Genomic DNA, 23,754 nt, shown 5'->3' with positions numbered 1-23,754 from the left:
AACCCCAGCCGGTGCTGAAAAACGCCGGCCTGCTGGCTACCCATCCCGGCGAGCAAGACTATTGCCCTCAAGTACATGCCGCATCGTCATTCGGTATCGGCTAGAGTTCCAGCACCTTCGGCCACCTCGTTCGAGCGCATCATGAACACATCCGCCCCGCTACTTTACGTGCGCACTTCCATGCTCGATGTGGCCTATGAAGCCCACGGCCCCGACGACGGTGAACCGGTTATCCTGTTGCATGGTTTCCCCTACGACCCACGCGGCTACGATGACATTGCGCCGGCCCTGGCCGAGCGCGGGTGCCGGGTGTTAGTGCCCTACCTGCGTGGCTATGGCCCGACGCGGTTTATCGATGAGCAGGTGATGCGTTCCGGCCAACAGGCGGCGTTGGCCAAGGACCTGCTGGATTTCATGGATGCGCTGTCTATCCAGCGCGCGACCCTGGCGGGCTATGACTGGGGTGGGCGCGCCGCCTGTATCGTCGCGGCGCTGTGGCCGGAGCGGGTGCGTGGGTTGGTGACCGGGGATGGCTATAACATTCAGGATATCGCCCAGTCGCCCACGCCGAGCGCACCGCAGACTGAGCATAGGCTGTGGTACCAGTTCTACTTTCACACCCCGCGCGGCGTAGACGGTCTGACCGCCAATCGTCGTGAGCTCTGTGAGTTATTGTGGCAGCTGTGGTCACCGACCTGGGCCGAAGGTCCGGCTCTGTATGGCCAGACCGCGCCGTCGTTTGATAACCCGGATTTTGTCGAGGTGGTGATTCACTCCTACCGCCATCGATTCATGTACGTCCCCGGCGACCCGACGCTGGAGTTCATCGAGCGGGCCCTGGCACTGCAGCCGCCGATTTCGGTACCGAGCATTTCGTTGTGCGGCGCCGATGATGGCGTGGGCCCGGCCCCGGTTGAGGATGACGATGTGGAACATTTCACCGGCGTTTATCGGCGCGAAGTCTTGGCCGGCGTCGGTCACAATATTCCCCAGGAAGCACCGCAGGCGACTCTTGCAGCGATTTGCGAATTGCTTGATCGGACGTGACGTCAGCGTGCAGCCACGACCCTGACACTGAAGACGTTACCTTGCCCTGCCCTGGCAACAGGCCTGGGCGAAACGAATCATTTCATCTTCTGAAAGCGCCGGCGCTGAAGGCGGTGCAATAACACATCACCTGGGTTCAAACCGGTACGTTTTCATTCAGGCCGGTTGGCAGAAGCGCTCGCGATAGGCCTGGGGCGTGACGTCCAGGGCCCGCAGAAAACTGCGTCGCAGGGTCTCCTCGCAACCGAAACCACACTGCACGGCGATGCGTTTGATCGAGGCTGTGCTGTCGGCCAACTGCCGGCGCGCGGCGTCAACGCGTATCAACTCGACCGCACGCGCCGGGGTTTGCCCGGTTTCAGCGCGATAGTGGCGTACAAAACTGCGTTCGCTCATACCCGCCTGGGCCGCCAGTGTGGGAATGTTCAGATCGAGGCTGAGGTTTTCGGCGATCCAGACGTGCAAATCGGCGAAGCGACTGTCACCTTTTTGCAGGGACAAGGCCGCGCTGAATTGGGATTGGCCACCCGGACGCTTGAGAAACACCACCAGATGCCGCGCCACTTCCAGGGCAACGGCCCGGCCGAGGTCTTCCTCCACCAGGGCCAGGCACAGGTCGATGCCGGCCGTTACACCGGCAGAGGTCCACACCGCGCCTTGCTGGATGAAAATCGGGTTGGACTCCACCGTCAGCAAAGGGTATTTGCGCGCCAGTTCGTCACAGCGAGTCCAGTGGGTGGCCACCCGACAGCCATCGAGCAAGCCGCTGGCGGCCAGCAAAAAAGCGCCGGTGCATACCGAGGTCATGCGCCGGGTGTGCTGGGCTTTTTGCTTCACCCAACCCACCAACTCGGCGTCTTCGGCGGCACCGTACACACCCCAGCCACCGGCGATCACCAATGTGTCGCACGGCGTGTCGGCTGCGGGCAGAGGCTCGGCCAACAGCGCCAAGCCAGCCGAGGTAATCACCGGCGTCGTCTGCGCGGCGATCACCGAGGCCGCGTAAGGCAACGGCAAACCGCGCTGACGCGCCAGGTCGTTGGTCGAGGCGAACACCTGCAACGGCCCGGTCACGTCGAGTACCTGTGCGTTATCAAAAGCGAGTACATGGATTATTCGAGTCATGGTTGGCGTAATTGGTGGGCTTAATGGCGTATACGCCAAAGCCTAGGCCTCTAGAGTGAAGCCGTCTACCTCCCCCGTAATCGGAGCTTCACTCATGACCTTGCAGATCGGTTTTCTCTTGTTTCCCGGTATCCAGCAACTGGACCTCACCGGTCCCTATGACGTGCTGGGCTCGCTGCCGGATGTGGAGTTGCACCTGCTGTGGAAAGACCTGGCGCCGGTCACTTCCAGCACCGGGCTGGTGTTCACCCCGACCATGACCTATGCCGATTGCCCGCGCCTGGACGTGATTTGCGTGCCCGGCGGGGCCGGTGTCGGCGCGCTGATGGAGGACCCGCACACCCTCGATTTCCTCAAGGACCAGGCACAGACCGCGCGCTACGTGACCTCGGTATGCACCGGTTCGCTGGTACTCGGCGCGGCGGGTTTGCTGCGCGGTCGCAAGGCCACCACGCATTGGGCTTACCACGACCTGCTCGCTCCGCTCGGCGCGATCCCGGTGCAGGCGCGGGTGGTGCGTGACGGCAACCTGTTTACCGGTGGCGGCATCACCGCCGGGATCGACTTCGCCCTGACGCTGGCCGCCGAGTTGTACAGCGAGGACGTCGCGCAACGGGTGCAACTACAGATCGAATACGCACCGGCGCCACCCTTCGACGCGGGCAGCCCGAAAACCGCCCCCAAGCACGTTCTGGAGGAAGCCAACAAGCGCACAGCGGAGTCGCATCGGGTACGTGCCGAGGTTGTGGCACGCGCCGCTGCACGGCTGTGCTGACCTACCCTGCCCCGCTGGACGCGACATCAGCGCCCGGCCCATTAATGGGGCTTGGCGCTGCGGGTAGCGCTCGAAGAAATGGCTGAATGCGTGAAGTCGATCATTTCTTCCACGTCATCCGCCCGAGAGCGCGACCGGTAAAGTAGTCAAATGGATACAAACAAAAAATTGCGCTGATACTTTTTTAATAAAAATGCCGTGGTCGGCGCCAGCTGCCTTTTGGACAACTTTATAACAAGGCACACGATTTTTACGCGTGCGTTTGAAAGGCCGCTCATACCCGCTCGAACGCCATTTTCAGGGCACTTGGGCCGCCTTTCAAAACCCTCCTTGTCCCTCTTTCCTACCTCCATTCAAAAAAGGTTTTCCCGCACGGCAGGAAAATTCTCACATTTGTTTCTACACTCAAAATCACACCCTAGGACCGAGTGAACCGACAAGGAAAGTCAACAAAATGACACACAAAAAGACTAAACAAGGTGTCTACGGCAGCCCATCCGAAAAAAAGTCAACTTATTGACAAGGTCAGAAAAAAGGCGTTTTCTCTCACTGACAAAGCCAATAACCGGAAAACTCCTTTAGCCACTGCCCCCACGCATTTCCTTCGTTTTGGAAGGGAAAGGCTTGCGTTTTACCCAGAGTTGCCATCGTTCGCCTGCCCTCAAAAGCAGCGAACAGAAAGCCTGGAGTGCAATGAGGGATGTTTTTATGCGAGAAAAGTCGTCAGTCGTAAGCCTGTTTCTAACCCGTGCGGGTTTTGTTGAGTTCTTTGTGGTTTTCGTCAAATTGGTACACGGCCTGACTGCTATCTTGCCACCGCTGGTCCTGGTATTTTTCTTCGACACAATGGACCCCCAATTGCGCCCCCATTTCCTCGGCCTGCTGCTGTTTTTTGCAGTGCTGAGCGTGATTCTTTTCCATGCACTGGGGATCTATTCAGAAGAGTTGTTCAGCAATCGTCTGCGCCTGCGGACCAGCATCGTGGCCTGGTCCTCCGCGTTCTGCATCTTGCTGTTCATGTACCAGATCCTGCAGTTTTTCCCGCAATTGACTCCGCGCAACCTGGTGGCGTGGTACTTCGCCAGCCTCGGGCTGTTCTGCCTTGAGCGCCTGGTGATGCTGCGCCTGTATCGCAACCTGATGCGCAAAGGCAAATACCTGCAACGCACGGTGATCCTGGGCTTCACCGACACGGCCGTGCACGTCGCCGACCACCTGCAACGCAATGGCGATATCCGTTCCGGCCTGATCGGTTTCATCGACGACCGTACCGAGCGCATTCCCAAGGAATTGAGCCACCTGCCCCTACTGGGCAATACCCGCGACCTGGAAAAGCTGATTCGTGCCGAACAGGTCAACCAAGTGATGATCTGCCTGCCCTGGGCCGCCGAAAAACGCATCCACGGGCTGGTCAATCGCCTGCGCCAGATGTCGGTGAACGTGATGCTGGTGCCCGACATGGCCGCCTTGCGCTATGGCCACAGCCGCATCACCGACGTGGGCGGCATTTTGATGTTCAACACCTCGCAGTTACCGCTGCGCGGCTGGTCGCCGTTCATCAAGCGCTGTGAAGACTTGCTGCTGGCCAGCCTGGCCTTGGTGGCGCTGTCGCCGGTGATGCTGCTGACGGCGATCGCAATCAAGCTCGACTCCAAGGGCCCGGTGCTGTTTCGCCAGAACCGGTTCGGCTACAACGACAACGAGATTCGCGTGTTCAAGTTCCGCTCGATGTTCACCGACCAGAGTGACTTCACCGCCGAGCAACAGACCACCCGCAAAGACCCGCGCATCACACGTGTGGGCCGCATCATTCGCAAGACCAGCATCGACGAGCTGCCGCAGTTGTTCAATGTGCTGCTGGGCAATATGTCCATGGTCGGCCCACGCCCCCACGCCACAGCAACCAAGGCCGCGGGTATTCCGTTCGAAGTCGCGGTGAGCGAGTACAGTTCGCGGCATCGGGTCAAGCCGGGCATCACCGGCTGGGCGCAGATCAACGGCTACCGGGGTGAAACCGATACCCTGATCAAGATCCAGAAACGTGTCGAGTACGACCTGGAGTACATCTCCAAGTGGTCGGTGTGGTTTGACTTGTACATCGTCTTCATGACGGTCCCGGCCGTCCTCTCCACCAAGGAAGTCTATTGATGAATACCCTCAACGGATTAATTCCCTGCATCATTTCCGGTGGTTCGGGCACACGGCTGTGGCCGGTCTCCCGGCAGAACATGCCCAAGCCTTTCATGCGCATGCGCGATGGCCAGAGCCTGTTGCAAAAAACTTTCCAGCGCGCCGCCAAACTGCCCGGCGTGGAAAGCGTGCTCACGGTGACCAACCGCGACCTGCTGTTTCGCACCCTGGATGACTACCGCGTGGTCAACAAGGCCCACCTGCCCCTGGACCTGTTGCTGGAACCATTCGGCCGCAACACGGCGGCGGCCATTGCAGTGGCGGCGCTGCACGTGCAAGAGCATTTCGGCGACCAGGCGCAGTTGCTGGTGATGCCCGCCGACCATTTGATTCTCAATGAGGTCGCGTTCGCCGAAGCGGTCACCCAAGCCCGCGACCTGGCCGAAGCCGGCTACCTGGTCACCTTCGGCATCAAGCCCGACCACCCGGAAACCGGTTTCGGCTACATCGAAAAAGGCGAAGCACTGGGCGACGGCTTCCGGGTCAAACGCTTTGTCGAGAAACCTGACCTGGCCACCGCGCAAGGCTACCTCGACGGCGGCAAGCACCTGTGGAACGCCGGCATGTTCTGCTTCAAGGCCAGCACCCTGGTGGACGAACTCGCCGCCCACGCCCCCGACGTGCTGACAGCGGCCAAAGCGGCACTGGAACACAGCCATGACCTGCAAAACAAAACCTCGCGCCAGCGTGAACTGGACCCGGACGCTTTCGGCAGCGCGCCGGATATATCCATCGACGTGGCATTAATGGAGAAGTCCAAGCAAGTCGCGGTCGTGCCCTGCGACATTGGCTGGAGCGACATCGGTTCCTGGGAAGCGCTGCGCCAACTCACGCCCAGCGATGCGCATGGCAACCAGGTCAACGGCGAAGCGATTTTGCATGACGTACACAACTGCTACATCGACTCGCCCAAGCGCGTACTGGGCGCCGTGGGCATACACGACCTGATCATCGTCGACACCCCCGATGCGCTGCTGATCGCCGACGCCCACCGCAGCCAGGACGTGCGCTTTATTGTCGCCGAACTCAAGCGCCAGAATCATCCGGCGTACAGCCTGCACCGCACCGTCACGCGGCCGTGGGGCACCTACACCGTGCTGGAGGAAAGCAGCCGGTTCAAGATCAAGCGCATCGTGGTCAAGCCCCAGGCGTCGCTGTCGTTGCAAATGCACCATCACCGCAGTGAGCACTGGGTGGTGGTCAGCGGCGCCGCACAGATCACCAATGGCGACCGCGAATTTCTGATCAACGCCAACGAGTCGACCTACATTCCGGCCGGGCACAAGCACCGCCTGACCAACCCCGGCATCATCGACCTGGTGATGATCGAGGTACAAAGCGGCGAGTACCTGGGCGAAGACGACATCGTGCGTTTTGATGACATCTATGGGCGCGCGCCCGCAGAAGTGAAAAAGTGACATGCGCACCTCGTTGATCATCCCGACCCGCAACGCGTCCAGTCACCTGGCGCGGCTGCTGCCTGCGCTGAAAATGCAGACCCTGCAACCGGACGAGATGCTGGTAGTCGACAGCGCCTCCAGCGATGACACCGTGGCACGGTTTCGCGACTTCGGCGCCCGGGTCGAGGTGATCGACGCCCGAGACTTCAACCACGGCGGCACGCGCCGCTGGGCCAGTGAACAGGTGGACGGTGATGCGCTGATCATGATGACCCAGGACGCGATCCCCGACAGCCCCGAGACCTTTGCCAACCTGCTTGACGAATTGCAGCAAGACCCGCGCAGCGGCGTGGCGTACGGCCGGCAATTGCCACACCCCGGCGCCGGTGTGCTGGGCGCGCAGTCGCGGCATTTCAACTACCCGGCCCAGAGTCGCAGCAAGAGCATGGCCGATGCACCGCAGTTGGGCATCAAGACCTGCTTCAGCTCTGATTCGTTTTGCGTATACCGACGCAGCGCATTGCAGGCAGTCGGCGGCTTCCCCGCCGATGTGATCGGCAGCGAAGACGCCTACGTCGCTGCGCGCATGCTCCTCCAGGGCTACACAGTGCGCTACGCCGCCACCGCGCGGGTGTATCACTCCCACGATTACCGACTCATGGATGAGTTTCACCGCTACTTCGACATTGGCGTGTTCTACGGTCGCGAGCCGTGGATTCGCCAGGCCTTTGGCGACGCTGGCGGTGAAGGTAAACGCTATGTACTGGCTGAGCTCGCGGCCTTGCGCGCAGCCGGTGCATTGCACCGCGTACCCGAAGTACTGGTGCGCAGCGCGTTCAAGTTGCTCGGCTATCGGCTGGGCCATCTGGAACGCCGGCTCCCCCTCGCCGTCAAGCGGCGCATCAGCATGTTCCCCGGTTATTGGAGGTGAGCATCATGACCCACAGGAAGTCCCCCTTGATGAAAAGAACCTTGCTCGTCCTGGCCATGATGGCGTTGGCCGCCTGCAATACGCCCGCACGCATCGTCCCTCCGGACGACAAGACCATCGAAGACGGCAAGCGCGCCCTCGACCAGCTTGCACAGCTGCCAGTGGCCGTGGAACGCATCCGCGTCGGCGACCAACTGCGTATCGTACGGGATGCCGGGGAGATGCCGACCTTGTCCGCGTTCAACGTCAGCACGATCTATGAGCTGACGCTGTACACGGTGCAAACGGACGGCAAGATCAACTATCCGTTCCTGGGCCCGATCCAGGTAGCCGGTCGCCAACCCTCGGAACTGGCCAGCGAGCTGACCAAAAAGCTGGCGCCGGTGTACCGCGAGCCACGGGTGACGGTGAACATCAACCAGGCACCGGCTAACTCGGTGATCGTCGGCGGCGCGGTGAATAACCCGACTGCGGTGCAGATCGGCACGGCCAACACCCTGGAGCAAGCCATTGTCGGTGCTGGCGGGGTGAACCCATCGGGCGATGCGAGCATGGTTGCACTGCTGCGTGAAGACGCCCAGGGCGCCTATCACGCCTATTTCCTGGATTTCAGCCAATACCTCAAACCCGGCCCCAACGGGCGTAAATCGGTGCGCCTGCAACGCGGGGATGTGGTGTTCGTGCCTAAATCCAACGTGGGCGAGCGTATCCAAGGGGTGGACACCTACTTGAACCAACTGATCCCGTTCACCAAGTCGATCGGGGTTGGCTACAACTACACGCGAACCAGCAGCAGTTCCAGTAACTAAAGGAGCGACATCCCATGATCGAGATCCGTTCTTTTCGTGATCTTCTGCGCCTGTTCTTCATCTTCCGGCAAGAGTTCAAACTGGCCGCCATCGCGGCGCTGGTGATCATCCTGCTGGGTGCATTTTTGCTGCCGGCCAAGTACGAATCCACCGCTCGCCTGCTGGTCAAGCCGGGGCGTGATTCAACCTTGCCGATCGAGATCAGCAACCGCCAGGCGCTGGTGATGCCCAGCACCCAGCGCGACCCGATTGTCGACGAGGAACGCTTGCTGACCGGGCGCCCGATCGTGCGCACCGTCGCCGAGCATTATCTGGAACTTATCGAAAACGCGCCGCCACCCGCAGGCTTCTGGAAGCGCACCAAGCACTACGTCAAGGCAGGCGTGGGTGCGGTGTTCGATGGCATTCGCGTGGTACTCGAAACCGTAGGCATTGTGGAAAAAACCACGCCGGTGGAGCGCCTGGCCGCGAGCCTGGAAAAGAACTTTGAGGTCAGCCACGCCGCAGGTTCCACGGTGATGGATATCAGCTTCAGGTGGGGCGACCCGGAAATTGCCCAGGCCGTGGTCAAGGACTGGATCGAGACCTATATCACCGAACGCACCCAGGCGCTGGGTCGCAAGAGCCTGTACGCGTTCTATGAAGGCCAGGTGAATACCAGCGCCACCGAGATCAAGAGCTATAAAGAGCAGATCCTCAAGCACTTGAATGAGATCGGCGCGGCGAGCATCACCGATCGCCTGGAAGACTTGTCCGAACGCATCAACGTGCTGCGCGGCGAGACCTTCAACACCACCCGCCTGATCGCCTCGTCCGACAGTGCGCTGCAGAGCACACGCGATCAACTGAAATCCCAACCCAAGGAAGTCACCACCGTACGCCAGATCGCGCTGAACCCGCAGCAGCAGGATTTGCGTCGCCTGCTGAACCAGAAGCTGCTGGAAAAAGCCGACATGATGCGCACCTACACCGACAACGCGCCGCCGGTCAAAGCCCTGGATGCGTCGATTCGTGCGATGCAAGCCCAGGTCGCCAGTGAAAGCAACACGGTGCAATCCTCCGAAAACCGTGCGCCAAACACCCTGGAAATCCACCTGCAGCGCGTGCTGCTGGACGAGTCGAGCAACAACCTGGCGCTGCGCACCCAGCTTGTACAGCAGCAAAAACAACTGCTGAACCTCGAAGCCCAACGCAAAGACGCCATGGAGATCGAACCGGAACTGGCGCGTCTCGCGCGCGAGCTGAGCGCTACCGAACGCAACTACGCGCTGTACGTGGACAACCTGGAAAAATCACGCATCGACCGTGAACTGGACAAGAGCCAGATCAGCAATATTGCGGTGATCGAAGAAGCCACCCTGAACCCGGGCCGCATCTTCCCGAAAACCCTGGTGATGCTGCTACTGGCGATTCCGTTTGCCATCGTCGTCGGTTTGCTGGTGATCTACCTGTGCTACCTGCTGGACCAGCGCATTCATGACGGCGGCCTGGTGGAGCGCAAGTTCGGTCTGCCACTGTGGACCACGTTGCCGGAGCTGGACACGAGCACTGCGCAAAGTACCAACGCGTTCAATGCGAGTATTTACCGGCTGTACGGGTTGCTGCAGTTGGACCGTATTGCCGAGCGAGGCATGACTCTGGGGCTGACCTCGGCACGTCATGGTGAAGGGGTGACCTTCGTGGTCGAGCAACTGCGCCAATTGCTGCAGGAAAACGGCATTGCCGTGCGGGTCGGCGGCGTGGAACCTGCTGCACCTGGCGAACTGGTGCTGCTGGATGCCTCCGCTCTGCTGGATAACCGCGATGCCTTTATCAACCTGCGCCGTGCCGACTTGATCGCCTTGGTGGTGGAAGCACAGAAAAGCACGGTGCCGGTGGTGGAACACGCGCTGTCGATCCTCAACACGGCGTTCGGCAAGGTGGATGGCATCATCATCAACCGACGCAAATTCGAAGTGCCGGCCAAGGTGCTTAAAACGATCGCCAAGTACCGAGGAGCGTTCTGATGCGCATCGCCTTGCTTGCGCCTTTGCCACCGGAAAAAAATGGGATCGCCGACTATGCGAACCATTTCAAGACGGCATTGGAACAGCTGGGCGTGACGGTGGCGACACCGTTGAGCGGCGCGGAAGGCACTACCGAAGCAATCAAGCAGGCTATCGCCGCATTCGACTGGCACAGCGTGGACCTGGTCCACGCCGAACTGGGTGGCGGCCGGCTCGGGGAGTTCCTGGCCCTGCGCGAGTTGCGCAAGGCTTACCCCAGGCTGCCGCTGACCGCCACCGTGCATGATCCGGAACGCATGGTGTGGCGGCGCGAGCACCTGCCCTTCCCGCTGAACCTGCTGCAACGTTTGCCCAGCCCATTGCCGCAGGCGGCCGTGGTGCTGGCCGATCCACTCACCTTGCGCGAAGAACGCCATGTTGCCCAAGGCCTGACGCGGCTGATTACCCTCACCCGCCTCGGCGCCGACTGCCTGAGCCAGCGCATGCACCTGCCGGCCGGCAAAGTGGCAGTTATCAACCACGCCAACCTGGCGATTGCACCAGCACCCTTGCCGCCGCTGGACACCTTGCACTTGCTGTATTTCGGCTTTATCTACCGTGGCAAAGGCATTGAAGACCTGTTGCAGGCCCTGGCCGATGTCTTCAAGCACGCCCCCGAATTGCGTGACCGTGTGCGCCTGACCCTGGCCGGTGGCACGGCCGCCGAAATGGCGTTTGGCGCGGGCGGCAACTACCTGGAGCAGTTGAACAGCCAGATCGCCGAACTCGGCCTGGCGGGCTCCATCGACTGGCGGCTGAACTTGCCGGCCAGCGAGATTGCCCAAACCATCCAGGCGCACCATGTGATGGTGCTGCCGTACCGCGAGTCGAAGAAGCTCGGCCTGCTCGGGCGCCAACGCGGCACCAGCGGCGCACTGTCCTGGGCCGCCGCATGTGGGCGCGGGGCTATTACGTCGGATGCGCGGGCGTTTGCCGAAGAAGTCGCCAGCGGCAATGGCGCGATCTATCCCCAAGGCGATGTGACAGCGTTGAGCGAACAACTCTTGCGCCTGGCGCGCGCACCGACATTGGCGCGCGAATGGGCCGAGCGTGCCGGGGAAATTGGGCGTGAACGCCTGTGGCCGTTGACCGCGCAGAAGTTCAAGCTACTTTTCGAGCAGGCGATTGCGGGAGCCCCTTATGGCGCGTAAACGGGCTTATCTCGCTATCCTCGCGGTGGTTGCCGCACTCGGCCTGACTGCCTTTATGTGGGGGCGCCAGGCCGACGCCGAGAACCATGTCCTCAAGGGCAACAAGGTGGTGGTGTGGAAGGACTTCCTGGGGGTGAACGCGCAGTTCCTTTGGTTCAGCCCCACGCTGTATCAGTTGCAGATCGACCGCCTCAAGGCCTTGGGCCTGCAATGGGTACGCCTGGATTTGCATTGGGATCAACTGGAACCAGCAGAGGGCCAGTATCAGATCGCAACCCTCGATCAGTTGGTGGGCAACCTGCAAGCCAACCAGCTCAAATCGGTGTTTTACCTGGTGGGCTCGGCGCCCTTCATCACCACCGCACCGGCCGGCGCGCCGTATCAGGACCAGTATCCGCCCAAGGACCCGAACGTCTTCGCCAACCGCATGGCACTGCTGTCGCAACGCTACCCCAGCGTGGATGCCTGGCAGGTCTGGAATGAGCCCAACTTGCTGGGGTTTTGGCGCCCGGCAGCTGACCCGGCAGGCTACGCCAGCCTGTTGACCGCCACCGCCGCGGCATTGCGAACTGTGGATGCGAACAAACCCGTGGTGGCTGCCGGCATGGCGTTCTTCAGCGAAATGCCCAATGGCCAGACCATGCTCGCGGCCCTCGGCGCGCTGGGTGTGACGAGCTTGAACACGGTCATTTCCTATCACCCTTACACCCAACTGCCCGAAGGCAACGACCCGGCGAACCTGGACTTTATCGCCAAGACCACCGCACTCAACCAGACCCTGCGCGCCGGCGGTGTAAAAACCCTGTGGAGCACCGAATGGGGCTGGTCGAATTACCCTGGGCCGAAAGACGCCCAGGACCTCATTACCTTGCAGGGCCAGGCCGATTACGTGGTGCGCCGCGTGGCGCTGATGAGCGCGATGGATTTCGACAAGATCTTCCTGTTCACCCTGAGCGACCTGGATCAACGCGCCAGCGTGCGCGACCAGTCTTACGGTTTACTCGACATCGACGCCAACCCCAAGCCGGTCTACACCGCCTTGAAGAATTTCCTCGACGTGAGTGGGCCACAACTCACGCCCGGCGACCCTCCCGCTGCCGACCAATTGCCCGACGGCCTGTTCAGCATCGGCTGGACCCGCGCCGATGGCCACAAGCTGTGGTTTTTCTGGTCGGCCCAGGGCGGTAACGCACACTTGCCCAACCTCACCAGCGCCACCCTGTACGACCCGTTGCGCGGCACGCAAACGCCGGTGAGTGGCACGAATGGGCTGACCGTTCCGGTCAAGTCGAACCTGCAAATTCTGTTATGGGATTGAAGCCCGCCATGCGCATTTTATGGATCCTGCCCTACTCGCCCTGGCCCGCCACCAGCGGCGGCAAGACGCGCCAGTTCCACCTGCTGCGCAGCCTGGCTGCGCGTGGGCATCGGATCACCTTGCTGCTGCATGACAAGCACCCGGTGTCGCTGACTGACCGCCAGGTGCTGGAAGCCTTCCTCGAGCAATTGATCGTACTGCCACGCCGCCCGCTGCGCAGCCTGAAAACCCTGGTGGCCGGGCTGTTTGCGCCCTACCCGCTGCTGGCCAGTGTGAATGGCTTGTCGGGCGCGCTGCAGGACACTTTCAATCAATTGCTCAAAGAGCACTGGGACGTGGTGCAGATCGAGCACACGTATGCCTTCCAGCCTTATGAAGACGCCCTGGCACGCAAATCCCAGCCTTTCGTGCTGACGGAGCACAATGTTGAATCGGCGCTGGGCGCGGCCACTTACGATCGCCTGCCGCGGTGGGCGCTGCCGTTCATTCGCTACGATCAATGGCGCTACGCGCGCTGGGAACGCCGCGTGATGCGCCAGGCCGCGCAGGTGGTGGCGGTCACCGAAAGCGATGCACAGGTGCTGACCAGGATCGCCGGCAAACCGGTGCCGGTAGTCGTCAATGGCGTGGACTGTGATCACTTTGCCGCCGCTCACCCCGACCCATCGGCGCGCCGAGTGTTGTTCCTCGGCAACTATGAATATGCGCCCAATGTGGACGCCATCGAATGGGCCCTGGATGAAATCCTGCCCAGGGTCTGGGAGCACTGCCCGGATGCGCGCATGAGTGTGTGCGGTTTCGGCATGCCCGACAGTTGGCGTGAACGCTGGAAGGACCCGCGTATCGAGTGGCAAGGGTTTGTGCCGAACCTGTTGAACCTGCAGTCGAGCTGTTCGGTGTTTCTGGCGCCCTTGCGCCATGGCGGCGGTTCCAAATTGAAAGTGCTGGAAGCGCTGGCTGCCGGGTTGCCTTTGGCGAGCACCGAACAAGGCGTGTCGGGCCTGGATCTGGTGGAGGGCCTGGATTACCTCGGCGGGCAAACCGCCGACAGCCTGGCGGACGCCGTGGTACGCCTGCTGCAATTTCCCGAAGCCGCCACGCCGATGGGTGAAGCGGGCCGTGCTTATGTGCGCCGGGCCCACGACTGGAGTGTCGCCGCCAGCCAACTGGAGCAGGTGTATGCAAGCCTGTCGCCGCTCAGTCAAAAGGAACCCGCATGCGTGTAGGCCTGGATTACCGCACCGTCGGCACCTCACCGCAATCGGGGATCAGTCGCCAGGTGTACGCGCTGGAAAATGCCCTGCGCGCGCTGCCGGATGTCGAGCTGGAACGGTTCACTGTGGCCCCCCTCGGCGATGAAACCCGCTTGCAGGCCCACTGCCCGACCTGGGGCTGCGCGAAGACGGCCATGCACCAACCGCAGAATCGCCTGCGGTTCGAGGCTGGTTTTCTGCCACGCGCGTTACGTGAGCAGCACATCGACCTGTACATCAGCACGTTCAATATGGGCCTTCCGCTCCCCCCCAAGCCGAAGGGTTTGCGTACCGTGGTGCTGTTGCATGACCTGTTCCAGATCACCCTGAACAACTACCACGCCAACCGTTTGAAGGCGCTGATCTACAAGACCAGCGATCGACTCTCGATCGCCTATGCAGTGCACAGCGCAGATCGGGTATGGACGCCCTCGCAGTACAGCGCCGATGAAACCGCGCGGCTGTTTCCCAAGGCGGCGGGCAAGATTCGCGTATTGCCTAATCAAGTGGAGGGTTTTGTCGAACTGGCTGCTGACCTGTCGGCGCACCAGTTGCCGGAACATTACTGGCTGCTGGTCGGCACCCGTGAGTTGCGCAAGAACGTGCCGTTTCTGGTGGACGCCTGGCAGCAGGCACGTCGCCTGTCTCCCGCCGTACCCGAGTTGGTGCTGGTAGGCAGCCTCGAACATCTGCCCGAAGCCCAGCGCAGCCTGCCGGGTATTCGCGCCCTGAGCGGTGTGTCAGATGCTCAATTGCATGGGCTGTACCGCAAGGCCTCGCGCCTGTGGCAGCCGTCCTATGCTGAGGGTTTTGGCTTACCGGTCATTGAAGCCCTCAGCGTCGGCACGCCGGTGGCGGTGGCCAGCGGCACGTCGCTGGATGAAATCACGCCGCCTTCGGCCCCGCGCTTTTCGCCCAGCGACGCACCCGCGCTGGTGCAATTGATGGTCGAGCTGGTGGGGCGCCCTACCGAAGATTCTCCCGAACAACGCAAGCTGTGGGCACAACGTTTCAACCACCAGGCTTATCGTCGACGTCTGGCCGAACTGATCGAGGAATTGAAATGAGACTCCCCCTGGCAAGCCTCGTCGCCATCCTCTTGGGCCTGTTGTTCGGCGCACTCGCCTTGATGCTGTCACCGGCCAAGGCCTTCCTCGCCGTGATCGGTCTGGCGGCGGCGGTAACCATCCTGCGCTTCCCGTTCTGGGGCTTGTTGCTGTTCGCCGGGGTCGCGACCTTTATGCCGTATTCGACCGTCAACCTGGGCATTCGCAGTACGGTGAGCGAAGCCGTCCTCGCGCTGACCTGGGGGGCAGTGGTGTGGCACAGTTTTCTGTCGCGCGTGCCTGATACACCCCGCCTGTCACGGCGCCCCACCGACCAGGCGCTGTTGTGGCTGATGCTGTTCAGCGTGTTCCCGTTTATCGTCGGCCAGGTCAGCATCCACGCCGACAGCAGCGGCACGGCCAACTGGCTGCGCTGGTTGCTGAACCTCTCGGGCGTGTTCCTTTGCGCCAAGTTGCTGACCGGCTACAAGCAACGCGAATCGCTGGTCATCGCCCTGCTGCTGGGCACGCTGACGATGCTGGTGCTGTCGATTGCAGTGTTTGTGCGCACCCGCTCGGGGGCGGGCATTGCGCCGATCCTGGCGGTGTTCAATTACGGCAACTTCGACATGTTGAAATTCGGCCTGGAGGCGATGGCGTCGCGCATGGGCTCGCCGTGGATGCACCCGAACGCCATCGGCGGAATCATGGCGCTGCTGCTGCCCCTGGCGTTCTGCTATGGCATGACCGAACAAGGCTGGAAGCGCGCGCTGGGCCTGGGCGTGGCGTGCCTGGGCGCTGCGGCCTTGCTGCTGGCGAGTAGCCGTGGCGCGATGGTCAGCCTGGCGCTGGTGCTGATGTGGATGGCGACACGCCGTGTGCCGTACACCGGGCGTCTGTTGATGATCGGCGCCGCGCTGACGGTGGCGCTGGTGATGGCTTATCCACCGTTGCAGGACCGCCTGGCGACGATCTTTTCGTCGGACAACGCCAGTACCGAAGTGCGCGTCGATGAATACCGCATGTTCCCGCAGGCGGTGGCGGCGTATCCGTTCGGCATTGGCTTCAAGGTCGACCCACCGGTGCCGGGCACTCTGTTGCTGGGGATCTCCAACCTGTGGCTGAACCTCATCTATAAGATCGGCATTGTCGGCATGCTGCTGTTTGTCGCCGTCACCGTGCGCTGGTGGCGTGAGGCGCGCCCGGAAAAAGGCCCGATCCGCCTGACCAAGGACAACGCGCTGTGGCTGGGCAGCACTGCCGGGATTCTCTCGGCGCTGGTCAGCGGTTTGTTTGACCACTACTTCAGCTTTGCGGTGGTGATGGTGGCGCTGTTTTGGCTGATGGTGGGCCTCAATGTGCTGGAGGCGCGCCGACTGTTTCCGGCACGCCTGCCGCAGCTCAAGACCGTGGCTTACCGCAAGCCGATCCTTGACGGCGCGCGGCCTTAACCATGCTCGGTTCTGCCGTCTGGCTGACGCTTGCGACCTTGCTTGGCCTGTGCCTCGGGTTTGCCCGCGAGTGGTTGCTGGTTGCCGCCTGGGGCGCGGGCGAACGCAGCGATGCGTTCCTGATCGCGCTGTTTTTGCCCGAGGCGTTGCGCATGTCGCTGGCCGGTGGCGTATTGAGCGCCGCCGCGCTGCCGCTGTACTTGGAACGCAAGGACGCTGAACGCCTGGATTGGCTGGCGGTGCTGTTCCCGGCGCTGATGCTGATCGCGCTGGTCACCAGCCTGTTGCTGACGCTGTTGGCGCCATGGCTGGTGCAATTACTCGGGCCAGGGTTGGCGGCCAGCGCGACGGCGCTTGCCGGTAGCAACTTACAGATCGTGGCCTGGTGCGTGCCGGGGTTGATGCTGCATGCACTGTTCAGTATTCCGTTGCAGGCCAGTGAGCGGTTTGTGCTAGCGGGCCTGGGTTCGCTGCTGTTCAACCTGCCGCCGGTGACGTACCTCGCCCTGGCGGGCACCGCGACTCAACCGCACACACTCGCCTTGGCGTGTGTGGCCGGGAGTCTGTTGATGCCACTGGCACTGCTGCCGTCGATCTGGCGTCAGGGCTGGCGGCCGTGGCGCTGGCAGTTGTCGTTCACGCCGTTGCGGGAACTGGGCCAACGCATCGGGCCGTTGCTGTTAAGCAATGGTGCCAGCCAGGGGTTGGCGTTGATCGAGCGCCTGGTGGCGTCGCTGCTCGGCGAAGGCGCCGTGACGTGGGTCAACCTCGCCCGCAAGCTGATGAACCTGCCGCTGATTGCACTGATGAGCCTCAACCAAGTGTTGCTGGGCATGATGAGCCGACGCCAGGGCGATGAGCGCCTGGCCTTGCTCAAACGCGGCCTGGAAACCGCCAGCGTGCTCACGTTGCCTGCCGGCGTTGGCCTGGTGGCAGCAGCACCCAGCCTGGTGGCGTTGTTGCTGCCCAAGCAATCGGCCGACTCGCCGTTGCCGCTGCTGCTGGCGTGGTTTGCCGTGCCGCTCGTATTCGGCGCGTGGAACGCGTTGCTGGCGCGTTATGCCTACGCCGCCGGCGATACACGCCAGCCGTTGCGTTGCGAGTTGCTGGGTAGCCTGGTCAATGTGCTGTTACTCGGCGCCCTGCCCTTTGTGTTTGGCCTGGCGGGTATTCCATTGGCCGCCTTGGCGGGCGTGATTTGCACCGCATTGCTGCTGATGCAGCGCCAGTCGTTGCTCGACGCCCTGCCCTGGGCGCGGCAATGGCTGCTCAGTGCAGGGCTGATGAGCCTGGCAGCGCTGGCGCTGTTTCGAATTCAAGGCGTGTGGCTGCAACTGGGGCTGAGTACCCTGGCCGGCGCCGTGGTGTTGTTGAGTATGGGGCTATGGCTGAAGCCGTGGCGCAAGGCATGAACGAGCAATTGGGGGTGATCACTTGAAACATCGTTGGATTCAGATGGATATTGCCAAAGGCATCGGCATCCTGATGATCGTGTATGGCCACAGTTGGTTTGTCGCTAACTCGCCGGACGTGCTCTATCCGATCATCGCCTCGTTCATATTGCCGTTGTTCTTTTTCCTGTCCGGGGTGTTCTTCAAGCCCGAGCAACCTTTTGTGGAAATGGCGATACGCAAGGCCGACGGCCTGCTCAAGCCGTTTTTCTTCACCATGCTGGTGTACGTGATCGTGCGCGCGGTGTTGCGCTGGCAACCGCTGCTGCCGGATATCGGCGGTGTGCTGTACGCCTCGGTGGACACCATTCCGTGGCAGGCCCTGTGGTTTTTGCCGCATTTCTGGGTGGCGATTCTGTTCAGTTGGTTGATGCTGCGACTGATCCAGCGTCTGAAACTGTCACTGCCGGTGAGCTGCCTGCTGATAGTGGTGCAACTGTTAATCGGTATTTGGGTATTGCCGTGGTTCTGGCAAATACCGGTGACCGTCGGCGGGCACACCTGGACGCTGCCCGGCCTCCCGTTCAGCCTTGAAGTCACCTTGATCAGCAGCACCTATTTCATCTACGGCTACCTGTTGCGCGACTGGCTGCGCAGGCATGAGGGCTCGCTGCTGACGGTGGTGATTGCGGTGGCATTGTTCGCCGCAGTGTTCCTCTACAGCCACGCCACCATGGACCTGGCACAACGGCGCTACGACCACTGGTTGTGGACCAGCCTGCTGGCGGTGATCGGCGTGTACGCGTGCTGGGCATTGGCGCGGGTGCTGATGGTGTCGGCCGTCATCACGCGGGCGATGACGTATATCGGCCAGTCGACCCTGATCCTGTTGATCTTCCATGGGGAAATCCAGCACAAGACCGTCGACCTGATGGAGCGCCTGGGTCTGCATCCCTTCCTGGCCGCATGCCTGGGCCTGGTGGTGGCGGTAGTCGTGCCGTTGCTGATCGGGGAAGTGATCAAGCGAGTGGCGTTCTTGCGGTTTTTCTACTTTCCGTTTCCGGTGCGTAAAGCCCCAAAAACTTGAAAAGGCTGCGACACACTTGCAGCAGCGGACTTGCCCACGATAGCGATGGGTCATTCAAAGGTGTATTGACTGACACTGCGTCATCGCGGGCAAGCCCGCTCCCACAGGGGTTAGGTATTTTCAATCATCCAGTTGTTGCGCGGCAGGCTTGTTGCCGGGTTTTGCGGGCTTGGCCGCTTTGGCGCCCTTGGCTGGAGCAGCTGCGGCAGGCTCCGGCTCGGCAGGCGCGGCAAGGTCTTTTTCAGCCTGCGGCATCTGGTCGATCGCGCTGAAAAACGCCTTCAGATCGAGGGTATCCGGTGGCACGGTTTTCTCGACTTTCTTTTCGCCGTCCTTCCCCACCAGGATCACTTTGGTGCCGCTGCCGGCGCCCAACTTGAGGGCGCGGATCAGCGCGTTGGTTTCAGGCGGCGTGAGCTTTTTGTTGTCCTTCGCGTCCTTGGCGAACTTCTCCCCTTCGGCACCGATACTGCCGAACTTCACGGTGTAGAAGACCATGCTGCGCTCTTCAAAGGACTGCTTGTTGGCAGGCTCGTCCAGCTGTTTCTTGAGGGTGGCCAGCGTTTCGTTGCCGGAATCCAGCTCCACCACTACCAGCGGGCGGGACTTGCCCAAGTCCTGCTTGAGCGGGTTGATATCATCCGCGGCCAACAGCGGCCCCGTAAAAGCCATCAAGGTAGCCAGGGTCAGCGACCGGATGAGCATGCGCACCTCCTTTGAATTCCATGCAGGGTTCTTGAGTTTCATGTCTGCGACAGTCAAATTCAAGGATGATTCCTACACCACGTTAAGAAGCGTAGGTCAGGACGCCCGCTACGCAAGGGGTTGAGTGGGGGCAACGGTCATTGTTTCTTCTGATTGCGGAAACATTACGAGACGTCCCATTCCGGCCAATGTCGCGCAAAGACGGGCGCCACGATGGGGTCGGTGTCCACCTGCACCAGTGTCTGGGCAAAGCCTGGCGCCAAGTTGCCCAACACCTCGCGCGCCTCGTCCCAGCGCGACACCGCTGCGGCCATGATGCCCAGTGCATTCGGCACGGCGTTCGGGGCGAACAACTGGTCGGCAAACTGTTCGGCGAAGACCACCCACGCATGATGCAGATAGCGACGCGTACCGGTGATCAATTGCGCCTGCACCGCTTCATCCGCATTGCCCAGCCAGCGCTGCGGATAGTCGATGATGCCGATTGCCGAGTAGCAATTGGCAGCGATGTACAGCAGGCCACGCAGGATCTGCGCGCGGTTGCCGGCCAGCAGGTCGGAAGCGGGAAACTCCAGGCCCAGGTGGATCAGGATGGCGGCGCTTTCGGTCAGCACCTGCCCATCGGGGGTGACCAGGGTCGGTATCTGTTTGAGCGGGTTGATCCGTGCAAGGGCTTCGCTGCCCTCGCTGTAGTCCCAGGAACTGGCGTCGATCCGTCGCCACGGCACCGCGCAACGCTGCAAGGCGATTTCGATCATGCAGGAGCCGGATTCATCAATGCCGTAGAGCGTGTACATGAGTGCTTCCTCCTTATCGCAGCAGCTTGGCCTGCAAATTGGCCTTCACCTGCGACCATTCCGAATCGATGATGCTGAAGCGCACCGAGTTGCGCTTGCGCCCGTCGGGCATGATGCGTTCGTGGCGCACAATGCCTTCTTGCACGGCACCCAGACGCAGGATGGCGGCGCGGGATTTTTCGTTGAGTTCATCCGTGGTGAACTGCACCCGCACACACTCCAGCACTTCGAAGGCGTAGGTCAGCAGCAGCAATTTGGATTCGGTGTTGACCGAGGTTTTTTGCGTCGATTGCGCCAAGAAGGTATGGCCGATCTCGAGCTTGCGGTTAACCCGGTCGACCTTCCAGAAGCGTGTACTGCCGAGCACCTGGCCGCCGTCGCGACGCACAATGGCGAACGGGATCATGGTGCCGGCCTCACGCCCGGCGATGGCGAGGTCGATGTACTTGGCGACGGTTTCGGGGCCCGGCACGTGGGTAACGTTGAGGTTCCAAAGCTCGCCGTCGGCGGCAGCCTCGACCAGTGCAGCCGCATGTTCACGTTGCAGGGGTTGAAGTTCGACCGTAGTGCCGGTCAGAGTGATCTGGTTCATGGAGAGGCGCGCCGTCCGAGGGGTCTTTAGAGGCCAAGAGTGCAGGCTCTCACGGCCTCCAGGCAAGCGTTTTAGAACAGGCCCATTTGCCCGCCGACCAAGGTGCCGAAATCATCATTCACGAACGGCAGGATCGCATCGGCCACCGGCTGCAATTGACGGGTAACGTAGTGGTCGTAGTCGATGGGTGCCTGCCGCACCTCCAGCGGTTCCGGGCCGTTGACGCTGATCACGTAGCTGATCCAGCCACCCCGCTGGTACTGACGTGGGCGCCCAAGACGGTCGTTGTATTCATCCGCCAGGCGCGCAGCGCGCACATGAGGCGGGACATTGCGCTCGTAGTCATCCAGTTGACGCCGCAGGCGTTTGCGGTAGATCAGCAGGTCGTCGAGTTCGCCGCTCAACGTTCGACGCACATAGTCGCGCACATAGTCTTGATGGGGCTGGCGATGGAAGATGCGCTGGTAGAGTTCCTGCTGGAATTGCCGGGCCAGGGGCGACCAGTCGCTGCGCACGGTTTCCAGGCCTTTGTAGACCATTTCTTCGCTGCCATCGGCGCGCACGACCAAGCCGGCGTAACGCTTTTTACTGCCCTCCTCCGCGCCGCGAATGGTCGGCATGAGGAAGCGGCTGAAGTGGGTTTCGTATTGCAGTTCCAGGGCACTTTGCAGGCCGAACTCATTGAGCAAATGCGCACGCCACCACGCATTGACGTACTGCACCAATTCCTGGCCGATACGGCTGGCGTCCTCTTGGGAATGGGCGCCGCCCAGCCAAACGAAAGTGGAGTCGGTATCGCCGTAGATCACCTCATAACCCCTGGCCTCAACCAGCTCCCGTGTCTGGCGCATGATCTGGTGACCACGCAGGGTGATTGAGGACGCCAGCCGGGTGTCGAAGAACCGACAGCCGCTGGAACCGAGTACGCCATAGAACGCGTTCATGATGATTTTCAGGGCTTGGGACAGTGGCGCGTTGTGTTCGCGCTTGGCCACTTCGCGCCCTTCGGAAACGCGTGCAACGATGGACGGCAAACAGTGCCGGCTACGCGAGAAACGCGCACCGCGAAAGCCTTCCACCGATTCGCTGTCATCGGGGTGCTTGAGGCCCTCAATCAGACCGACCGGGTCAATCAGGAAACTGCGGATGATCGACGGGTAGAGGCTTTTGTAATCCAGCACCAGCACCGATTCGTAGAGGCCGGGCCGCGAGTCCATGACAAACCCGCCGGGGCTGGCCTGGGGTGGTTTGTCGCCAAGGTTCGGTGCGACAAAGCCCTGGCGGTGCATCAATGGCATGTACAGATGGGTGAACGCGGCGACGGAGCCGCCGTTGCGGTCGGCCGGCAGCCCGGTGACGCTGGCCCGTTCCAGCAGGAACTTGAGCAGCTCGGTCTTCTCGAAAATCCGCGTGACCAACTCGCAGTCCTTGAGGTTGTAGCGCGCCAGGGCGGGCTTGTCCTCGGCGAACATGCGGTTGATTTCATCCATGCGCTGGTAAGACGTGGAGATGTCCTTGCCTTCGCCAAGCAGGGTTTGCGCGACGTTTTCAAGGCTGAAGGATTCGAAACTCCAGGTAGCCGAACGCAGGGCTTCGATGCCGTCGATAATCAGGCGCCCCGCGGCTGCCGCAAAATAGTGATTGCGGCTGCCATGTTCGCGCCAGGCCATGGCTTCACCGCCACGGCCCAGCAGCAAGGGCACGTTGAGGCGCTGGGCATGTTCGTGGAGTACACGCAGGTCGAACTGCACCACATTCCAGCCGATGATCGCGTCGGGGTCATGGGTGGCGAGCCACGCGTTGAGGCGTTCGAGCAATTGGCCGCGGGTGTTGCAGTAGTCGAGCTTGAAGTCGACGGCATCGGTCTTGTTCGGCGGACCGAGCATGTATACCTGGCGCTCGCCGCAGCCTTCGAGGGCAATGGAATACAGCTCGCCCTGGGCAGTGGTCTCGATGTCCAAAGACACCAGTTTCAGCGGCGGACGGTACTCGGGCGCGGGTTTCATGTGTGCGTCGAGCAGCGTGCCATTCACGTCCGGTGTACCACCGAACCACACCGGGGCGGTGATGAAGCGCTCCATCATGTAGCGCTCGGGCGGGCGCACGTCGCCTTCGTATACATCAACTCCCGCAGCGCGCAGGCGTTTTTCCAGGTCCATCATTTGGCGGTGCTGGCGGGTGTAGAGGCCCAGGACCTGTCGATGGTGGAAATCGCACAGCTGCAACGGGCGCAACTCGATATCGCGCTCGCCCTTGAGCAGCCAATCCAGATGCTTGCGATGGGCCTCGGGGATAAACATGACCGAGGTTTGCATGGGGAGACGGATGCACCGCGGCCCGAGGTCCGTGGCCAGCCAGAAACTGACCTCCGTGCCCGCCGGGGTGTCGCGCCAATGCCGGGTCAGGACAAAACCCTGCTGTAAATCCACCGTACCGCACCTCAGGAATCGCTTTCAGGGCGTGATTCTACTCGGCATCCGGCCAAACGCGGCACGTTAACGCGCGCCCAGACTGCAATCCCACAAATTTGTTGCAGAATGTTAATAACAATCACTATCATTTGCACCGGAGTCGTATCCGCGCAGCGAGGAAGCGCAACGTTGTTGCCCTTTTCCTCACATTGACGGTTCGCCGTCAGGAT

At 61.5% G+C, this 23,754-nt stretch carries 19 protein-coding genes; 14 read left to right on the top strand and 5 right to left on the bottom strand.

Translation table 11 applies throughout. From position 1 onward, the window contains the following. Positions 1-141: 141 nt before the first annotated feature. The gene (locus A7J50_RS10525; protein ID WP_064451730.1) at positions 142-1,047 is read left to right on the top strand and encodes an alpha/beta fold hydrolase; all 906 of its coding nucleotides are present in this window, start codon (positions 142-144) and stop codon (positions 1,045-1,047) included. 156 nt (positions 1,048-1,203) lie between these two features. On the opposite strand, the gene A7J50_RS10520 is transcribed toward A7J50_RS10525, so the two are convergent. Then, positions 1,204-2,172, bottom strand: a complete 969-nt coding sequence (locus A7J50_RS10520; RefSeq protein ID WP_064451729.1) for a GlxA family transcriptional regulator — start codon at positions 2,170-2,172, stop codon at positions 1,204-1,206. A gap of 94 nt (positions 2,173-2,266) precedes the next feature. Between A7J50_RS10520 and inhA the strand changes: the two genes are divergently transcribed. The 13 genes from inhA to A7J50_RS10455 all read left to right on the top strand — a co-directional run bounded on the left by inhA (position 2,267) and on the right by A7J50_RS10455 (position 19,019). Next, positions 2,267-2,947, top strand: coding sequence for an isonitrile hydratase (gene inhA / locus A7J50_RS10515; RefSeq protein WP_064451728.1), 681 nt, complete (start codon positions 2,267-2,269; stop codon positions 2,945-2,947). Positions 2,948-3,655: 708 nt separating this feature from the next. After that, complete coding sequence (locus A7J50_RS10510) at positions 3,656-5,095, top strand: undecaprenyl-phosphate glucose phosphotransferase (RefSeq protein WP_064451727.1); 1,440 nt, start codon at positions 3,656-3,658, stop codon at positions 5,093-5,095. Then, a complete protein-coding gene (locus A7J50_RS10505; protein ID WP_064451726.1) occupies positions 5,095-6,555 on the top strand; it encodes a mannose-1-phosphate guanylyltransferase/mannose-6-phosphate isomerase in 1,461 nt (486 codons plus the stop codon). The genes A7J50_RS10510 and A7J50_RS10505 overlap by 1 nt, the downstream gene beginning before the upstream one ends. Before the next feature lies 1 nt (position 6,556). Continuing rightward, positions 6,557-7,468 (top strand): glycosyltransferase family 2 protein, encoded by a 912-nt coding sequence (locus A7J50_RS10500; protein ID WP_064451725.1) that lies wholly within the window; start codon positions 6,557-6,559, stop codon positions 7,466-7,468. Between the two features lie 29 nt (positions 7,469-7,497). Next, on the top strand, positions 7,498-8,277 hold the full coding sequence (locus tag A7J50_RS10495) for a polysaccharide biosynthesis/export family protein (protein ID WP_064451724.1): 780 nt from the start codon (positions 7,498-7,500) through the stop codon (positions 8,275-8,277). Positions 8,278-8,291: 14 nt separating this feature from the next. Beyond that, positions 8,292-10,283, top strand: coding sequence for a GumC family protein (locus tag A7J50_RS10490; protein ID WP_064451723.1), 1,992 nt, complete (start codon positions 8,292-8,294; stop codon positions 10,281-10,283). Continuing rightward, positions 10,283-11,473 carry a glycosyltransferase gene (locus A7J50_RS10485; RefSeq protein WP_064451722.1) on the top strand — a complete coding sequence of 397 codons (1,191 nt, stop codon included), beginning with the start codon at positions 10,283-10,285 and terminating at the stop codon, positions 11,471-11,473. The genes A7J50_RS10490 and A7J50_RS10485 overlap by 1 nt, the downstream gene beginning before the upstream one ends. Further along, entirely contained in the window at positions 11,463-12,791 is a 1,329-nt protein-coding gene (locus tag A7J50_RS10480; protein WP_064451721.1) for a cellulase family glycosylhydrolase, read from the top strand. The genes A7J50_RS10485 and A7J50_RS10480 overlap by 11 nt, the downstream gene beginning before the upstream one ends. Before the next feature lie 8 nt (positions 12,792-12,799). Next, positions 12,800-14,017, top strand: a complete 1,218-nt coding sequence (locus A7J50_RS10475) for a glycosyltransferase family 4 protein (protein WP_064451720.1) — start codon at positions 12,800-12,802, stop codon at positions 14,015-14,017. Then, positions 14,008-15,111 (top strand): glycosyltransferase family 4 protein, encoded by a 1,104-nt coding sequence (locus tag A7J50_RS10470; RefSeq protein ID WP_064451719.1) that lies wholly within the window; start codon positions 14,008-14,010, stop codon positions 15,109-15,111. The genes A7J50_RS10475 and A7J50_RS10470 overlap by 10 nt, the downstream gene beginning before the upstream one ends. Beyond that, positions 15,108-16,541, top strand: coding sequence for an O-antigen ligase family protein (locus A7J50_RS10465; RefSeq protein ID WP_064451718.1), 1,434 nt, complete (start codon positions 15,108-15,110; stop codon positions 16,539-16,541). The genes A7J50_RS10470 and A7J50_RS10465 overlap by 4 nt, the downstream gene beginning before the upstream one ends. A 2-nt stretch (positions 16,542-16,543) precedes the next feature. Further along, the gene (locus A7J50_RS10460) at positions 16,544-17,953 is read left to right on the top strand and encodes a lipid II flippase MurJ (RefSeq protein ID WP_064451717.1); all 1,410 of its coding nucleotides are present in this window, start codon (positions 16,544-16,546) and stop codon (positions 17,951-17,953) included. A 43-nt stretch (positions 17,954-17,996) separates the two neighbouring features. After that, entirely contained in the window at positions 17,997-19,019 is a 1,023-nt protein-coding gene (locus A7J50_RS10455; RefSeq protein ID WP_064451716.1) for an acyltransferase family protein, read from the top strand. Positions 19,020-19,139: 120 nt separating this feature from the next. Here the strand turns inward: A7J50_RS10455 and A7J50_RS10450 are convergent, their stop codons facing one another. The 4 genes from A7J50_RS10450 to A7J50_RS10435 form a co-directional block, all read right to left on the bottom strand. Beyond that, entirely contained in the window at positions 19,140-19,724 is a 585-nt protein-coding gene (locus tag A7J50_RS10450) for a DUF4174 domain-containing protein (RefSeq protein ID WP_064451715.1), read from the bottom strand. 164 nt (positions 19,725-19,888) lie between these two features. Further along, positions 19,889-20,521, bottom strand: coding sequence for a glutathione S-transferase N-terminal domain-containing protein (locus tag A7J50_RS10445; protein ID WP_064451714.1), 633 nt, complete (start codon positions 20,519-20,521; stop codon positions 19,889-19,891). A 13-nt stretch (positions 20,522-20,534) separates the two neighbouring features. Beyond that, complete coding sequence (locus A7J50_RS10440) at positions 20,535-21,113, bottom strand: GNAT family N-acetyltransferase (RefSeq protein ID WP_064451713.1); 579 nt, start codon at positions 21,111-21,113, stop codon at positions 20,535-20,537. A 71-nt stretch (positions 21,114-21,184) separates the two neighbouring features. Next, complete coding sequence (locus A7J50_RS10435; RefSeq protein ID WP_064451712.1) at positions 21,185-23,542, bottom strand: DNA polymerase II; 2,358 nt, start codon at positions 23,540-23,542, stop codon at positions 21,185-21,187. Positions 23,543-23,754 lie beyond the last annotated feature (212 nt).

It is taken from the genome of Pseudomonas antarctica, from assembly GCF_001647715.1.
GTDB classification, from domain to species: Bacteria; Pseudomonadota; Gammaproteobacteria; order Pseudomonadales; family Pseudomonadaceae; genus Aquipseudomonas; species Aquipseudomonas antarctica_A.
The sequence above is the reverse complement of the archived record's forward strand: the minus strand, read 5'-3'. Positions and strand labels throughout refer to the sequence as shown.

What these genes read in the sequence shown, in the direction of transcription:
- A7J50_RS10520 (WP_064451729.1), bottom strand. Translation starts at nt 2,172, where the DNA reads ATGACTCGAATAATCCATGTACTCGCTTTTGATAACGCACAGGTACTC.
- A7J50_RS10465 (WP_064451718.1), top strand. Translation starts at nt 15,108, where the DNA reads ATGAGACTCCCCCTGGCAAGCCTCGTCGCCATCCTCTTGGGCCTGTTG.
- inhA (WP_064451728.1), top strand. Translation starts at nt 2,267, where the DNA reads ATGACCTTGCAGATCGGTTTTCTCTTGTTTCCCGGTATCCAGCAACTG.
- A7J50_RS10495 (WP_064451724.1), top strand. Translation starts at nt 7,498, where the DNA reads ATGAAAAGAACCTTGCTCGTCCTGGCCATGATGGCGTTGGCCGCCTGC.
- A7J50_RS10455 (WP_064451716.1), top strand. Translation starts at nt 17,997, where the DNA reads ATGGATATTGCCAAAGGCATCGGCATCCTGATGATCGTGTATGGCCAC.
- A7J50_RS10460 (WP_064451717.1), top strand. Translation starts at nt 16,544, where the DNA reads ATGCTCGGTTCTGCCGTCTGGCTGACGCTTGCGACCTTGCTTGGCCTG.
- A7J50_RS10510 (WP_064451727.1), top strand. Translation starts at nt 3,656, where the DNA reads ATGCGAGAAAAGTCGTCAGTCGTAAGCCTGTTTCTAACCCGTGCGGGT.
- A7J50_RS10500 (WP_064451725.1), top strand. Translation starts at nt 6,557, where the DNA reads ATGCGCACCTCGTTGATCATCCCGACCCGCAACGCGTCCAGTCACCTG.
- A7J50_RS10505 (WP_064451726.1), top strand. Translation starts at nt 5,095, where the DNA reads ATGAATACCCTCAACGGATTAATTCCCTGCATCATTTCCGGTGGTTCG.
- A7J50_RS10445 (WP_064451714.1), bottom strand. Translation starts at nt 20,521, where the DNA reads ATGTACACGCTCTACGGCATTGATGAATCCGGCTCCTGCATGATCGAA.
- A7J50_RS10485 (WP_064451722.1), top strand. Translation starts at nt 10,283, where the DNA reads ATGCGCATCGCCTTGCTTGCGCCTTTGCCACCGGAAAAAAATGGGATC.
- A7J50_RS10490 (WP_064451723.1), top strand. Translation starts at nt 8,292, where the DNA reads ATGATCGAGATCCGTTCTTTTCGTGATCTTCTGCGCCTGTTCTTCATC.
- A7J50_RS10450 (WP_064451715.1), bottom strand. Translation starts at nt 19,724, where the DNA reads ATGCTCATCCGGTCGCTGACCCTGGCTACCTTGATGGCTTTTACGGGG.
- A7J50_RS10480 (WP_064451721.1), top strand. Translation starts at nt 11,463, where the DNA reads ATGGCGCGTAAACGGGCTTATCTCGCTATCCTCGCGGTGGTTGCCGCA.
- A7J50_RS10525 (WP_064451730.1), top strand. Translation starts at nt 142, where the DNA reads ATGAACACATCCGCCCCGCTACTTTACGTGCGCACTTCCATGCTCGAT.
- A7J50_RS10475 (WP_064451720.1), top strand. Translation starts at nt 12,800, where the DNA reads ATGCGCATTTTATGGATCCTGCCCTACTCGCCCTGGCCCGCCACCAGC.
- A7J50_RS10440 (WP_064451713.1), bottom strand. Translation starts at nt 21,113, where the DNA reads ATGAACCAGATCACTCTGACCGGCACTACGGTCGAACTTCAACCCCTG.
- A7J50_RS10470 (WP_064451719.1), top strand. Translation starts at nt 14,008, where the DNA reads ATGCGTGTAGGCCTGGATTACCGCACCGTCGGCACCTCACCGCAATCG.